Annotated in this window: 10 protein-coding genes; all 10 read left to right on the forward strand. The window is 53.2% G+C overall.

Annotated elements, in window-relative coordinates; all coding sequences use genetic code 11:
* The first annotated feature begins 13 nt into the window (after nucleotides 1-13).
* The 10 genes from O6P39_RS25175 to dctD all read left to right on the forward strand — a co-directional run bounded on the left by O6P39_RS25175 (nucleotide 14) and on the right by dctD (nucleotide 15,651).
* Nucleotides 14-4,573, forward strand: coding sequence for a glycosyltransferase (locus O6P39_RS25175; RefSeq protein ID WP_275609084.1), 4,560 nt, complete (start codon nucleotides 14-16; stop codon nucleotides 4,571-4,573).
* Nucleotides 4,567-5,592, forward strand: coding sequence for a dehydrogenase (locus O6P39_RS25180; protein WP_275609085.1), 1,026 nt, complete (start codon nucleotides 4,567-4,569; stop codon nucleotides 5,590-5,592). The genes O6P39_RS25175 and O6P39_RS25180 overlap by 7 nt, the downstream gene beginning before the upstream one ends.
* Complete coding sequence (locus O6P39_RS25185; protein ID WP_275609086.1) at nucleotides 5,592-6,176, forward strand: D-sedoheptulose 7-phosphate isomerase; 585 nt, start codon at nucleotides 5,592-5,594, stop codon at nucleotides 6,174-6,176. The genes O6P39_RS25180 and O6P39_RS25185 overlap by 1 nt, the downstream gene beginning before the upstream one ends.
* Nucleotides 6,176-6,868, forward strand: coding sequence for a nucleotidyltransferase family protein (locus tag O6P39_RS25190; protein ID WP_275609087.1), 693 nt, complete (start codon nucleotides 6,176-6,178; stop codon nucleotides 6,866-6,868). The genes O6P39_RS25185 and O6P39_RS25190 overlap by 1 nt, the downstream gene beginning before the upstream one ends.
* Nucleotides 6,865-7,389 carry an HAD family hydrolase gene (locus O6P39_RS25195; RefSeq protein WP_275609088.1) on the forward strand — a complete coding sequence of 175 codons (525 nt, stop codon included), beginning with the start codon at nucleotides 6,865-6,867 and terminating at the stop codon, nucleotides 7,387-7,389. Before O6P39_RS25190 ends, O6P39_RS25195 begins: the two co-directional genes overlap by 4 nt.
* 106 nt (nucleotides 7,390-7,495) lie before the next feature.
* On the forward strand, nucleotides 7,496-9,169 hold the full coding sequence (locus O6P39_RS25200) for an LTA synthase family protein (RefSeq protein WP_275609089.1): 1,674 nt from the start codon (nucleotides 7,496-7,498) through the stop codon (nucleotides 9,167-9,169).
* Nucleotides 9,166-9,498, forward strand: coding sequence for a hypothetical protein (locus O6P39_RS25205; RefSeq protein WP_275609090.1), 333 nt, complete (start codon nucleotides 9,166-9,168; stop codon nucleotides 9,496-9,498). Before O6P39_RS25200 ends, O6P39_RS25205 begins: the two co-directional genes overlap by 4 nt.
* 203 nt (nucleotides 9,499-9,701) lie before the next feature.
* Complete coding sequence (locus O6P39_RS25210) at nucleotides 9,702-11,759, forward strand: acyltransferase family protein (RefSeq protein WP_275609091.1); 2,058 nt, start codon at nucleotides 9,702-9,704, stop codon at nucleotides 11,757-11,759.
* A 707-nt stretch (nucleotides 11,760-12,466) separates the two neighbouring features.
* Complete coding sequence (locus O6P39_RS25215) at nucleotides 12,467-14,263, forward strand: sensor histidine kinase (RefSeq protein ID WP_275609092.1); 1,797 nt, start codon at nucleotides 12,467-12,469, stop codon at nucleotides 14,261-14,263.
* A complete protein-coding gene (dctD, locus tag O6P39_RS25220) occupies nucleotides 14,260-15,651 on the forward strand; it encodes a two-component system response regulator DctD (protein ID WP_275609093.1) in 1,392 nt (463 codons plus the stop codon). The genes O6P39_RS25215 and dctD overlap by 4 nt, the downstream gene beginning before the upstream one ends.
* Nucleotides 15,652-16,130 lie beyond the last annotated feature (479 nt).

Consider the following 16,130-nt stretch of genomic DNA (forward strand, 5'->3'; position numbering starts at 1 on the left):
GCCTGAGCACCCCATGCATCAATCTGCAATGTTTTATGGAAAGACTTTCTTTCAAACTTACGCCAATACGCAGGGGAAGACCGTATTAGATATTGGCTCGCAAAATGTCAACGGCTCCCTGAGAGATGTATGCCCGAAAGGACTAAAATATATTGGTGTCGACTTTGTAGCGGGCGACGGAGTGGACATAATACTGGAAGATCCGTATGCACTTCCATTTGAAAACAACAGCGTAGACTATGTAGTTTGCAGCTCCTGCTTCGAGCATTCAGATTTCTTCTGGTTAGTATTTCTGGAGATTCTCCGAGTACTAAAGCCGGATGGTATTTTTTATCTGAACGTACCCAGCAATGGATTCATCCACCGCTGGCCAGCAGATAGCTGGCGCTTCTACCCGGATGCGGGACACTCCCTTGTTAAATGGGGAGAGCGCAATGGATATACACCTGCTTTACTCGAGTCTTTTATTGGTACCCACTCTTCCGGTTGGATATCCGAAGGCGGCATGTGGAATGACTTCGTCGCCATCATATTGAAAGACAAGAAACACCAAGACCAAAACTCGCCAAGGATGCTGGATTCATTGGAAGATATTCGCAACGGCTACAGGCTTGACAGGGACGACGAGATCAACCCCCATGAGCTGAGCGCTGACTTCCAACTGCTAAGCGAGCAGGCCGAACTGCTTGCTAAACAGCATGCAGATGTTTCTACCTATATCGAGAGGATCGGACTGCTTGATGCGGAAATCAGCAGTAGGGACGAAAAAATCTTGTTGCTTAATCAAGATATCGATTCGCTGAAATGCAAGATCGCAGATCAGGAAGGCGCACTCCGTCATGAGCGCGAGGCCTCGGCGGCTCTACGCCAACTCATGGAGGAAAAGACCCATACCATCAACTCGATTCTAAACAGCCGCTCATGGCGCATAGCGTCGCCGCTGCGAGTGACAGCTAATCTTCTGCGAAGAATCTCAACCCCTACCGCTCGGATAAACCTGCCATCACGGATAGCCATGGCAATCTGTGCACTTCCGGCAACCTACTTCATGTTTTCTGGGGCCCAAGCATGGATAAAATCTGCAAAACACTTGCCCCTGTCACTCAGAGCAGTACTTGCCAATCCACACATGATCAAAACGCGTCTAGTGGCTGCTCCGCGCCCAATTCGTCTTTTGACCTCTTTTGGCATCACGCTTGCACTTAAAATCCAAGCGAATCACGGTCTATTACCTCTGCTTCGGAAGGGATATCACCTGCTCTCATCGGAAGGTCTCCGCGGCATCTACGCACGTCTTCACAATGAAGCGCCGTCCGAAGACTTTGTGACCTCTTCCAATCCGCCTAATTACCGTAAGATCTTGGTAGCGGACTACCGGATTCCTCGTGCCGATGTCTCGGCAGGTGAGCGGGCGACTGTGGGAATACTTAGCGACCTCAAGGCGCTAGGGTATGAAGTTGTATTCATCCCAAATAATTTCGCACCAAGCGAAATTTATGAAGAGCAGCTAACCTCTCTCGGCGTGGAAGTAATTACCTCGAACTCGCAATACCGATCTCCGGCGCACTATATTCGCACTGAAGGTCATTCTTTTGGGATGTTCTATTTCATTAGGGTGGATGTTGCAGAGTCGCTGCTGGATATTGCCCGCACAGCATCCCCACAATCCAGGGTCATTTTCCACGCCCCGGACCTGTACTTCCTGCGCGAGTCCAGACAAGCAGCGCTGCAGGGCTGCTCCGAATCCCGCGCCCGAGCAGAGCAAACACGCGTGCGAGAGCTTTCGATGATGCGAAAGTCAGATCTCGTTGTCGTCGTCAGCGATGCGGAAGCGCCCATACTTCAGAAGGAGCTGCCGGAGACGCCAGTCAGTGTGTTCCCGGCACTCTATGTTCCGGTGAAAGATAGCCCTGCTCCTTTTAACCATCGTCGTAATATCTTCTTCCTTGGAGGATTTGCTCACACGCCCAATGTCGGCGCAGTCGAGTGGTTCGCCAATCATATCTGGCCGCTCGTTCACGCCAAACTGCCAGACGTGGAATTCCATATCATTGGCGCCGAAGCACCGCCGGAGGTCCTAAAGCTAAATGCGCTGCCGGGCATTCGCGTCGTTGGCTTCGTCGATGATCTGGACCCGGTGCTTTCGAGCATGCGCGTTGGCGTTGCCCCGCTCCTGTTCGGCGCAGGTATCAAAGGTAAGGTTGGGATGACCCTGGGTGCAGGCGTGCCGTGCATCTGCACCGGAATCGCAGCCGAAGGCATGCATATGCGTGATCGCGTTCATGCACTTATTGAAAATGAACCAGCGCCCTTTGCAGAAGCAGTGATTGAGCTCTACACGAATGAGAAGCTCTGGTCAGAAATCTCGAAGAACGGGCAGGATCTAATCAGCCATCTGTTCAGCGATGCTGCGAATAGGGCCTCCTTGCTTGCAGTATTGAGTGATGCAAAGGCGCTTCCTCTGGATCTTTATTCTCAGTACTGTGCATCGCGCGCCTACCGAGCAATACCGGCCCTGCCACAAGGGCAATCGCCGGCTGTTTCCATTATCATCCCCGTTTATAACAAATGGGACTTGACCAGCACTTGCATTAACTCGATTCTGGAAACATCCAACAGCCACTTCGTTCCTTATGAAATAATACTTGCTGACGACGGCTCTACTGACGAAACCATCAACGCCAGCAGCTATTACCCAGGAATTAAAGTTGTAAAGACCGAGAAGAACGTCGGCTTCCTGAGAAATTGTAATAATGCAGCAAAGCACGCAAGCGGCGAATTTATTCTGCTTCTCAATAATGACACCATTGCTCTGCCGAACTGGCTATCCGCTCTTTACGAACTAATGTGCTCGGACGAGCGAATCGCAATCGGAGGGTCGAAACTGCTGTATCCCGACGGTGTGATCCAAGAGGCAGGCGCCGTTCTTTTCAATGACGGCACGGCGCATAACGTTGGCCGTGGGTTTAATCGTCATACTCCAGTATTTAACATCTCCCGTGAAGTCGATTACATCTCCGGCGCGTCCATTCTCATCAGAAAGTCATTCTGGACCGCTAACGGGGGCTTTGACGAGCGCTATAAGAATGCCTATTGCGAAGACTCTGATCTCGCAATGACAGCACGTGCCCAGGGACTGAAGGTTGTTTACTGCCCGCGCTCCGAGATCATCCATCTGGAGCACCAGAGCTATGCAGACCAAGCGCCTTCACATAACACGGGCCTGCAAAGCCACAACATTGCGATCCTGAAAGACAAGTGGAGCAAAGAGTTTGCATCCCAGCACCTTCCTGTCACTTCCTGGCAGCTCGCAGCCGGCGTAGCAGAACGAAGCCTGCCGCCTTCCGCCATGGAGCGCAGGGCGACCGGAAAGCTCAATGTTCTGTATTTCAGCCCGTTCCCGTCCCATCCTGCCAGCCATGGCAACCGCGCGACTATCCAGGAGTTTGCGCGCCGCTTCACGGAGATGGGGCACAACGTCCATTTTGTCCTGCTGCAGAGTAACGACTATACCGAAGCGGACCTACAGGACATGAAGACTGCCTGGAATTCTGTCGACGTGATCCCTTATGACAATCCGCTGCTGGCCAACGGCGCTCCGATACCATTCGATGGATGGTATGAAGATGGGCTTGGAGAGCAGATCCGGTGTCTTTGTGACAAGTATGACATCGATATGGTGTTCTGCTCCTATGTGTTCCAGTCAAAACTCCTTGAGTTCGTTCCCTCTTATGTACTCAAAGTAATCGACACCCACGACAAGATGGGGAATCGTTACGAGATGCTGAAAAAGAACGGGCAACCGCTTGAATTCTTCTCCTGCACTCCCGAGGAAGAGGGCACGTATCTTCAAAGAGCCGACTTAATCATCGCCCGACGGGAGCAGGAGTCGCGCTACTTCAATGAAGTCACATCCTCCGAAAAATCGATTGTAATTCCTCACGTCGAGGCTCCGCGCTTCCTCTACCGTGACTTCAACAAGTTGAATAAGGTTGGCATTGTTGCTAGCGCCAACCGCGTCAACCTGGCATTGGTGAAAGACTGTCTTGAAAAGATCGACCAGCGACTGTCGAACACTAACGGAAGCTGTCGATTCCAGATTCATATCGCAGGTCAAATAAAGGAAATGGCAGAAAGACTGCCGGCTAAGGACGCTGCTCTTTTCAATCGCCCGTGGGTGAAAATGCTCGGGTATGTCGAAGATATCGGCGACTTCTATAGGGACATGGATCTCATCCTGTCGCCCGTGACTATGGGGACCGGTATTAATGTAAAGACCGTACAAGCCATGGCCTACGGCATGCCGCTGCTTACGACAGAGTGCGGGTCCAAAGGGATCGAGACGAACGATCCTCATCACATGCATAAAGACCTAGTGTCGCTGGTCGGTGACTTGCTCAGCCTTTCCGAGCGTCCTGAACAGCTCAAGCCGCTGGCTGAGCTCAGCCGTAAGCGCTATTTCGAGTTCTACGAGAAGAGCAGCCAGGCCATTGCCGATCTTTTTTCTCATCCGATTTTGACGAAAACACAAATTGAACGCCCAACCGAACGACTGAAGGAGTTCACATGCTGATTCGCGCTCGTGCGCCCCTTAGACTTGGCCTTGCCGGCGGAGGTACTGACGTCTCTCCGTATTGCGATACATTTGGCGGCCATGTCCTCAATGCGACCATCGACCGTTACGCATACGCGGTTATCGAGACACTCGACAGCTCCAGCGTGATCTTCCATGCCGCCGACCAGAACACCAGCGAACAGCACGAAATCTCTGAAAGCTTCGCTTTGAACGGCCACCTGGACCTGCATAAGGCCGTCTACAACGCGATTATCCGCGAGTACAACCGCGGCAAGCCTATCGCGATGAAGCTGACGACCTTCTGCGACGCTCCTGCCGGCTCGGGCCTGGGTTCGTCCTCAACTTTAGTCGTAGTCATGATTCGCGCCTTTGCGGAACTGCTTAATCTTCCCCTCGATGATTACTCGATCGCTCATCTGGCGTTCCGGATAGAACGAATTGACTGCGGTCTCAAAGGGGGGCGACAGGACCAGTATTCTGCGACCTTTGGTGGCTTCAACTTCATGGAGTTCTATGCCGAGGACCGCGCTGTCATCAATCCGCTGCGGATCAAGAACTATGTCATCTGCGAGCTAGAAGCGTCATTGGTGCTTTTCTATACCGGCGTATCTCGTGAGTCCGCAAAGATCATTGCCGATCAGAGCAGTAATGTTCAGAGCGGCGAGCAGCAAGCAATCGAGGCAATGCATGGACTGAAGCGAGAGGCCCTGATAATGAAGGAGTGCCTGTTGAAAGGTGACTTCGATGGCATCGTGGAGTCCATGCAACAGGGCTGGGAAAGCAAAAAGCGCTCTGCGCGCACTGTTTCAAACCCCCACATCGACGAAATCTACAACTCGGCTATCGATGCTGGCGCAAGCGCTGGCAAAGTGTCCGGCGCCGGTGGCGGCGGGTTCATGATGTTCTTCGTACCACCGCAGAACCGCATGGACGTAATCCGCTGCCTCTCCGGCTTCAGCGGGCAGATCAGTAATTGTCACTTCACAAAACACGGAACTCAGGCATGGAGGTTGTAATGATCAATGAAATCGCAAGCCAACTGGCAGAATCGCAACGTGTTGTGAGTCTCATGCAGGATGACGCTGCTCTACTCTCTCAAGTACAGGAAGCAGCCAATTCGATCACCAATGCCATGAGAAAAGGCAACAAGCTGCTTCTTGCTGGCAATGGCGGAAGCGCAGCAGACGCTCAGCATATCGCGGGCGAGTTTGTCAGCCGCTTCGCTTTTGATCGTCCTGGCCTTCCCGCCGTAGCGCTCACTACCGACACATCCATCCTCACCGCCATCGGCAACGATTACGGATACGAGAAGCTGTTTGCCCGCCAAGTACAGGCGTTAGGGCAACCTGGTGATGTTTTTATGTGCTATTCGACCTCGGGCAGCTCGAAGAACATCCTCCTGGCCCTGGAGCAAGCCAAATCGATGGGACTGACTTGCGTTGGCCTCACGGGCAACAAGGGTGGTCCGATGCATGATCTGTGCGACCATGTACTCGCCGTTCCTTCGGGCAGCACCCCGAAAATCCAGGAAGGCCATTTGATTCTCGGCCATATCATCTGCGGAATCGTAGAGGTTGCGATATTCAAGGACCAGCGCTGATGGAGGCAATCGTACTGGCAGGCGGGTTGGGTACCCGCCTTCGCGAAGTAGTCCCCAACCTGCCCAAACCCATGGCCCCCATATGTGGAAAGCCGTTTCTGGAGATTCTTCTGTCCCGGCTTGCGCAGAAGGGGTTCACTCGGGTTGTGCTGTCTGTAGGACACCTCAGCGAAATAATCTCCGATCACTTCGGGGACTCCTTTGCCGGAATCCGCCTGACCTACGTCAAGGAAGACAAGCCCTTAGGAACCGGAGGGGCAGTGCGTCTAGCACTGTCCTCCTGTACCGCTGAGCATATCTACGTCTTCAATGGCGACACGTTCCTCGATCTGGAAGTCGAGGAAACCGAGAAGCTCTGGAACACTTTCGGAAAGCCAATCATTGTTTCTCGCGAGGTCCCTGACACAACACGGTACGGGCGTATCTTGACATCCGGAAATAACATATCTGCCTTTGCCGAGAAGAATCAAAGCGGACACGGTCTGATTAACGCTGGCTGCTACATCTTCCACAAGTCTCAACTGAACGACTTCCCCGTTGGTGAAGCATTCTCTCTTGAGTCGGATTATTTGCAGAGAGAAGTGGGTAAAGTGGAGTTCGTCAACTTCACAACAAAGGGGAAATTCATAGATATAGGAATTCCCACCGACTTCAATCGAGCACAGACAGAGCTTTCAGAGTTCACCACATGAATAAGGCGCTATTTCTGGACCGGGATGGCGTCATTAATGTTGATTACGGCTATGTTTACCAAAAGGAAAACTTCACGTTCAACCCCGATATCTTCCAGCTTGTACATAAAGCACGTGAGCGTGGATATCTGGTCATAATAGTAACCAATCAGGCCGGGATTGGCAGGGGCTACTATTCGGAAGAAGACTTCCTCGAACTGATGGACTGGGTCTCAATTCAGTTCAACTTAAATTCCGGCCGGATTGACAAGACCTACTACTGCCCATTTCACCCGAAGCATGGAGTCGGAAACTATTTGAAGGATAGTTTTTTCCGAAAACCCAATCCTGGAATGCTGCTGGAGGCCGAACGGGAGTTTTCCATCGATATGAAGCAGTCTCTGATGATTGGTGACAACCCTTCCGATATGGAAGCAGGATTCGCCGCTGGAGTAGGAAAGCTCATCTGCTACGGGTTCGACTTCCCAAAGCATGATGCCAAGCGAATTGACTCCCTATCACAAGCCATTGGACTTCTTTAATAGCCGACTCAGAAGCATAACATCCAACACTAATACAAAGAAGAAAATGAAGCACAGACTCCCTCTGATCCTACTATCATCCTTAATTATAACCATTATCGCATGGATGGCCGATAGATTCTCCATCGGACTGGAGCAAGGGACTTACACAATATCCTCCGGATTTATTCTCAATGCAATCCCGCTCCTCCTTATCAATCTTATTCTACTATCTTTATTCAACCGAATACTCATCGCCACAGTTTTTTCGATCACCATCACAGTTTCGTTCTATCTCATAAACAAGTCCATAGTTGAGCACCTACTTCGAGTATTTTCGATCAGCGACCTTCTGCTGATAAACAGCTTGAACACCGAGACAATTCAACTATTCCTCGGCTACATAGACAAGACCTATTTATCAATTGGCATATTCGCACTTGTAATATTTTTGATTCTCGCATTTACCCTTGAAAAACCCATAGTTTCACGAAGTCGCCTGCTTATACGAATTTATGGAATTACACTGCCCCTCTACATCCTCTATGCAATGACACAACCTGCGTCCTGGTTGACAGCGTTCTATAGCGAAGAGGCTTTGGGAATTGCCTGGACCAATGAGCAAAGCAGTGTCCACTCAGGAGTAATTGGCAATCTGGTCTATCGCAGTCTCGAGCGAAAAGTATACGAACACAAGGACATTAATATCGAAGCAGCGCAATCGGTCATTAAAGACGCCAAGATTTCCGGTACCCCCGCCATTGCTGACACCACAAAGCCCGATATTATTCTCATACAAAGCGAATCCTTCTTCGATCCCACAACTCTAACTGAGCTGAATGAAGCACAGAAAATCACGCCTAATTTGGTCGCGCTGCGTCAATCTGCTCAAAATGGCTACATGCAGGTTCCAGCCTTTGGTGGCGGCACATTAAGAACAGAGTTCGAAGTCCTCTCCGCTATCCCCTTAGCAGCCTATCCGGAAATTGATTACCCCTATCTCCAACTTATCGGGAAGAAGATTCCGACGCTAGCATCGGTGCTTAGAGATAATGGTTATCTGACAACTGCAATTCATGGAAACGCAGGCACATTCTGGAACAGGAACGATACCTTCAAGAACTTCGGATTCAATGAATTCATTACTCTGAAGGATTTCCCTGAGGGCAGTCAGAACGACGGCTGGTTCATGTCTGACAGGTCCATGACAGATGTCATCATCAGCAAGCTGGAAAGTGCATCGGCTCCTGTATTCACTTTTGCAATCAGTATGGAAGCACATGGCAGCTATTCGGAGAGCCCTGTTGCGCATAAGGACGCCTGGAACTCCATTTCAGTGCCGGAATCGCTGAGCGAAGGAGGAAAAACCGAGCTTAAAAACTACCTCTACCATATTCAAAATGCAGACCGAGAGCTAGGGCGCCTGAAGGCGTACCTCGACAAGCGAGGAAAGCCTTACATTCTCGGATTCTATGGCGACCACTTGCCAGGCTTTCAGGAGGTCTACCAAAACGTGAGTTTCACTGACGGGCAGACTGCCACCAACCAGAAAGTACCCTGGCTTCTCATCAGCAATACTGGCAACTCGGACAATTTCTCGGTTAAAAGTGCATGGATGTTAGGGGCAAGTATTCTGGGTAGCGCACACATCCACGACGACGGCTATTTCGACATCGTCAATCAAATGACTATCAATGGTAGCCCTCTGTCTGCAACCAGAGCCCCCTCAGACATATACAACATCGCCTATCTGCAGATGGAAGGCACTCTCGATAAGTTTACCAACGGTGACTCGCAATGAAGAATGCACTCATTCTAGTCACCTCGGCAGTGCTCATCAGTGGCTGCAATGATACAAGCTCATTTGCGATATCATCTTCGCCCATTGATAGCTGCGGTAAAGAAAATCGGACGATCACAGCCAGTTGGAGCGTCCAGTCAACTCAAGTAAAAACCGTTAGAGTCTTTATCAAGGCGCCGGCAGCCGAAGAAAAGCCTTGGACGGAAGGTGGCCCCCAAGCAAGCAAAGATACAGGCCCTTGGGTTTTTGACGGTGTCACTTTCGTCTTTAGGGATCAGGACGGAAACGAACTGGCAAGAAGAACCGCAAAACTGCAGAAGTGCCACTGAGACATTGGGCCGCCTGGTGGCAGCCCTTTCCCGATGGACCTTGATCATACCGACTAGCGCCCCCGAAACACTGCCCCCAAATGATCACTCTGAATCACTACTTTTAGTGTATCTTGTGGGGCTAGTGATCCTCTTGACCAGCAACTAGGTATACTGAAAGCACTGGGAACCTCTGGCCTTAGATATCGCATACATGGATAATTATGATATTTAACAAAGACAAAGAGTCTCTACACTTAAAGTACAGACCTGATATTGACGGCCTTCGCGCAGTAGCGGTATTGTGCGTTGTGATATTCCACGCATTCCCGGAGCTCATGCCAGGCGGATTCATCGGGGTTGATATATTCTTTGTAATCTCCGGTTTTTTGATCTCTGGAATCATCATAAAGAATCTTGAGAAAAAAACCTTCAGCCTTATAGATTTTTATTCGAGGCGCGTGAAGCGCATATTTCCAGCACTATTAACCGTATTTACATTCGTATATTTCTTTGGATGGCTCACGCTATTACCTGACGAATTCAAACAACTCGGAAAACATATTGCAGGCGGCTCCATCTTTTCTTCCAACATCGTCTTATGGTTTGAAAATGGATATTGGGACAATGCCGCAGCAACTAAACCCTTGCTTCACTTGTGGTCACTTGGAGTCGAGGAGCAATTTTATATAGTATGGCCCTTTCTTCTATGGGCCGCCTGGAGGCTCAGACTAAACCTCCTGGTGACAACCCTAATTCTGGGTGCGATCTCCTTTACTCTGAACATGTTCTTGACCCATGAAAACCCTACGACAGCTTTTTATTGGCCGGTTACGCGGTTCTGGGAGTTGCTATTCGGTGCATCTTTAGCTTATTCCGAATTTCATGGAAAGAAATATAAAATCGACCTTAGCCCCACGATCAAGACATGGCTGCGCACTGTTTGCAGCGCTGTAGGAATATCCCTCATAGCTGCTGGAGTAATTTGGGTAAGAGAAGACAACTTCCCAGGCGCTTGGGCGTTACTCCCTACCATTGGAGCGGTATTAATTATTGCCTCTGGAAGTTACGCCTGGCTGAACCGAACCGTCCTCTCAAATCCAGTTATCGTATGGCTTGGTCTAATTAGCTATCCACTATATTTGTGGCATTGGCCGTTGCTGTCCTATGCCCGAATCCTGTATGGAGAACCAGAATTTACTGCTCGTGGTGGGCTTGCCTTAGCTGCAATAATTCTAGCTTGGCTCACATACACTCTAATTGAAAAGCCGATTCGACAGAGAAACTATCAGACGCCCATTTTTCCGCTGGCACTAATATCTACCATGGCATTAGTTTTAGCTGTCGGACTCTACACCTATCAAAGAAACGGAATTGACTCCAGGCAAGTAGCAAAACTCAACTACAGCATGAAGCACTCTGGCGATGACGGCGGATGGCCAGAATTCGCAAGGAAGTGTAATTTCTTGAAACCAGAGGATGGTGTTCTGTTCCGCTGCGTAATCGACCCCAGAGGCGAACCTAGATATGCGCTGATTGGCGACAGCAAAGCTGGAGCAGTATTCCAGGGACTATTTAGAACATCTGTGAAGAATGGAGACTGGATATTCTTTGGCACAGGAGATAGCGGCCCTTTATTCCCAGTCCTATCGGACGACCCAGCCTATAGCTACTACAAGAAGGAGCCCGTAAAAAGGGCTATGGAGATCATAACGGACAACAGCAACATTGACACCGTTGTTATTGCGGTAGCTACTCGGGCACTTTTCAAACTGAAGAATGATTACTCCATAGACGACCTCCCTGAGAGTCCTCACTATAATCTAGCGCTAGCGGGTTTGGACAATACAGTCTCCCACCTAGTCTCTCACGAAAAAAAAGTAGTTCTTTTGGTTGACAACCCCACACTCCCTCACCCAGAAGACTGCATAGATCGCAAGACTAGTTCTAAAATATTGGATAGAGCTATCACTCGCCCCCACAATCCAAACTGCAATATACCGCTAGAAAATTATCTTTCATCATCAAAGCAATATAGAGCAATGCTCAATGAGATAGAGAGAAGGCACTCCGGCATGGTAAGAGTATTTGATGCAACTCCTATACTGTGCGACATGAAAGAGAATGTTTGCCCATACATGAAGGGAGGACGGCTAATGTATGGTGTCACAGATCATATCTCTGACTATGCAGCGAGTTTGGTTGGCCATGAACTAAATCGCTTCTTATCTTCTGAAACTTATCAACCAACTCAAAGCAACCAAGCAAAATCATATAACTAAAAATATCGCCTAAACCAATAACCCACCCTAAGCCAAATGGAAAATTCTACCATTTGGCTTAGGGACCTTTCACGCTATAAAATCTCGCCACTATACTGAGCAATGCAGAATAGAGCTCATCGTATAGTTAAATTTCGAAATATGCACTTACTAATAATCCAAGAGAAAATCAAGTTCTCTTTTTTGCACGTAGCGGCGCTATCAATCAGACGATACCTCTAACTTTAGACACGATCATAAGAATGTACGAACCCTCTACCCCACTCGGTCTGACCTCTCTCAAATAGAGACTAAAAAAAACCGCACTAATGGTCACTGGTCCTCAACAGGAGCCTCTAGATGCTACACTCAGGCACAGTCCAGCAAGTCTTTTGAGAGAGTCTAGCCTTTTTTCTACTGGGTACCATTGATTTTTTGACTTGAGTGGTGATGGCATCATTTGACCAAATAATCGGGCACTTGCACACTCATCACCTAATAGATTGATTCACTGCGTCACGAGTACCCTCTGGTTGGGAAAAAAGACTGTTCAGGGCGACAGGGCGACAGGGCGACAGGGCGACAGGGCGACAGGGCGACAATAATATTTCTGCCTTAGTCCCCCAGCATGCACCCTCCGGCTCCTACGAAATTACTTTTCGCACAGAACCTAAGAATGAGGCCTGAAATAATCTCAAGAGAGCCCACTCTTACTCTGAGTAATCACCATGATAGGCATCGTTCGCTGGCGCTCTTTAGCCTTCCTCACCCTACTGCTGGCACCGCTGCTCTGGCCCCTGCACCACCTCGCCGAACGCTACTACAGCGAACAGATCGCCCAGCAAAACCAGCAAACCCTCGATCTCTACGTCGCCAACCTGCTCGGTACACTTCGCCGCTACGAGGACCTGCCCCCGATCCTAGGCGAGCTGCCCACCCTGCGAGCAGCGCTGCAGTCTCCCGGCAATCTGGCCCAGCAGAATGCCGCCAACCTGGAGCTAGCCCGCATCCGCGGTCGTACCGGCGCCGACGTCATCTACCTGATGCGTCCGAACGGGATCACCCAGGCCGCTTCCAACTGGGACCAGCCCGACAGCTTCGTCGGCCGCAACTTCTCGTTCCGTCCTTACTATAAGGAAGCGATGCAGGGGCGCCCGGCGCGCTTCTTCGGCCTGGGCACCACCTCCAAGCGCCGTGGCTACTTCTTCGCCAGCGAGGTGCGAGACGGAGAAACGCTGCTGGGCGTGCTGGTGGTGAAAGTCGACCTGGAACACATGGAGCAACTGTGGGGCAATACGCCCGACCAACTGCTGGTGATGGACAGCGACGGCGTGGTCATCCTGTCCTCCAACAAGGCCTGGCGCTTCCATTCCAGCCGGGAACTGTCGCCTGCCAAACAGCGCGAAATCGCCGAGAACATCCCTTATCCTGTGTTGCACCCTGCGCCGCTGAAGATCGACCAGCGCCGCTGGATCAGCCAGAGCCGCGAACTGCCGGAGACCAACTGGACCGTCAGCATCTACACCCCCCGCACTCAGGTGGACGGCCCGGTGCGCAGCGTCGTGCTGATCGGCGCAGCCACCCTCGTCGCACTGCTTCTGTTGCTGTCGCTCCTGACCATCAGCCGCCGCCATTACCTGGAGCGCATAGAGCTCGAAGCGCAAGCCAAGCACGAACTGGAGCTGCGCGTTCAGGAGCGCACCCAGGAACTGGAAGATGCCAACACCCGCCTGCAGGAGGAGGTCCGCAACCGCGAGCAGGCACAGCGCGAGCTCATGCATGCCCAGGACGAAGTCGTACAGGCCGGCAAGCTGACCGCCCTGGGCACCATGTCAGCCAGCATCAGCCACGAACTCAACCAGCCCTTGGCAGCGATCCGCAGCTATGCCGACAACGCCCGCGTGCTGCTCGACCACGAGCGCTACGACGACGCCCGCGGCAACCTGCAGCAGATCGGCGAGCTGACCGGGCGCATGGCCTCGATCATTGGCCACCTCAAGGCCTACGCCCGTGGCGCCCGGCGCGCGCCGGAGAACGTCGCCCTGCAACCGGCGATCAACGATGCCCTGGCATTGGTCGCGCCGCGCCGGCAGGCGATGAACGTGGAACTGCTACGCGACCTGCCGGATGCGGCGATCTGGGTCCAGGCCGGCGAGACCCGGTTGCGGCAGATACTCTCCAACCTGCTGTCCAACGCCCTCGACGCGCTCACTGAGAAGGCGCCACCGCGACGCATCTGGCTGACCGCCGAGCAGACACCCGAGCGCATCATCCTGTCCCTGCGCGACAACGGCCCCGGCTTCTCCGAGCAGGCGCTGGCCCACGCCCGCGAACCCTTTTTCACCACCAAGACCAGCGCCAAGGGCCTCGGCCTGGGCCTCGCCATCTGCGACACCCTGTTACGCACTCTAGGCGGGCACCTGGAATTGGGGAATCACCCCGAAGGCGGCGCTCTCGTACAATTGCACCTGTTGCCGGGCATCCCCGGCGTGACTTCGACGCCGCAGGAGGAAACCCGCGCATGAGTTCGGCCGCGCCCTTCGATTCCACCACCCAAGTGCTGTTGATCGACGACGATCCGCATCTGCGCCAGGCGCTGTGCCAGACCCTCGACCTGGCCGGCTTCAAGGTCGTCTCCCTGGCCGACGCGCGCCAGCTCGATACGCAGCAGGCGCGTGACTGGCCCGGGGTGATCGTCAGTGATATCCGCATGCCCGGCATCGACGGCCTGCAGTTGCTGGAGCAGTTGCACGCCCAGGATGCTGAGCTGCCGGTGATCCTGGTCACCGGCCACGGCGACGTGCCGCTGGCGGTCAAGGCCATGCGCTCGGGCGCCTACGATTTCCTGGAAAAGCCCTTCCCCAGCGATGCGCTGCTCGACAGCGTGCGCCGCGCCCTCGATGTGCGCCGCCTGGTGCTGGAGAACCGCAGCCTGCGCCTGGCGCTTTCCGAACAGAAGGAATTGCGCGGCCGCCTGGTCGGTCAGTCCGCCCCCATGCAACGCCTGCAGCAGCAAGTCGCCTCGCTGTCGGCGATCCAGGCCGACGTGCTGATCCTCGGTGAGACCGGCTCCGGCAAGGAGGTGGTCGCCCGCGCCCTGCATGACCTGTCGAGCCGGCGCAACGGCCCCTTCGTCGCCATCAACGCCGGCGCACTGGCCGAGTCGGTGGTGGAAAGCGAGCTGTTCGGTCATGAGCAAGGCGCCTTCACCGGCGCGCAGAAGCGGCGCATCGGCAAATTCGAATACGCCAATGGCGGCACGCTGTTCCTCGACGAAATCGAAAGCATGAGCCTGGATGTGCAGGTCAAGCTGCTGCGCCTACTACAGGAGCGCACGGTAGAACGCCTGGGCTCCAACCAGCTCATTCCGCTGGATATCCGCATCATCGCGGCAACCAAGGAAGACCTGCGCCTGGCTGCTGACGAAGGTCGTTTCCGCGCCGATCTTTATTACCGCCTGAACGTCGCCAGCCTGCGCATACCTCCGCTGCGCGAGCGCGGCGACGATATTCTTCTATTGTTCCAGCACTTCGCCGAGCGCGGCGCACAGCGACATGGCCTGACACCGCGTCCCCTCGACTCCGCCCAACGCGCACAACTGTTGGCCCACGGCTGGCCGGGCAATGTCCGCGAGCTGCAGAACGCCGCGGAACGCTACGCGCTGGGGCTGGACCTCGGGCTCGACGAGAGCGGCGCCCATACGAGCCCGGCCTCTGCCGGCACAGGTCTGAACGAACAGGTCGAGGCCTTCGAGCGCTCGTTGATTGCCGCCGAGATGAGCCGTCCGCACAACTCGCTGCGCAGCCTCGCCGAAGCCCTCGGGGTGCCGCGCAAGACCCTGCACGACAAGCTGCGCAAACACGGCCTGCTCTTCTCCGGTGGCGGGAATCCCGCCGACGATGTCGACGGCTGAGCAAGAATCCGCCTATTCGACGGGCTATTTCCCCCAGGCAAAGCCCGGAAACCGGGGCTTGGCGGACTGGCACACCCCTTGCTCTTCACTCGCCGATGCGCCTTGCGCATCGCTTCGTGCTGCACCTGCTTGCAGCACGCCCTCCGGGCCACGAACCCGGCGGTGTCCTTCGGCCTCCATGCCATCCAGCGCCTTCGGCGCTTCGCCGGGAGCAGCGATCCTGCCCCGGCCAATCCCCCCTCTTTTGCGTGACGCTGGCCCCATCCTGGGGCCTTCACTTGTATCCGGTTGTTCCAGCCGCCCTACGTCGCCTCCTCCGTGCCGGAACGCCAGCGCCCGCCGCCAGCACGCCCCTGCCTGAATGACCCGCGCCCAGACCTGCCACGAAGCGGTCACAATAACGCGATCAAATTTTCACGAAATCCTCTCTAAATCGGGCGTTATCAGAAAATTCCTTCTATCTTGTCTGCGGGGTGAGC

The sequence above is a fragment of the Pseudomonas sp. PSE14 genome, from assembly GCF_029203285.1.
GTDB lineage: Bacteria > Pseudomonadota > Gammaproteobacteria > Pseudomonadales > Pseudomonadaceae > Pseudomonas.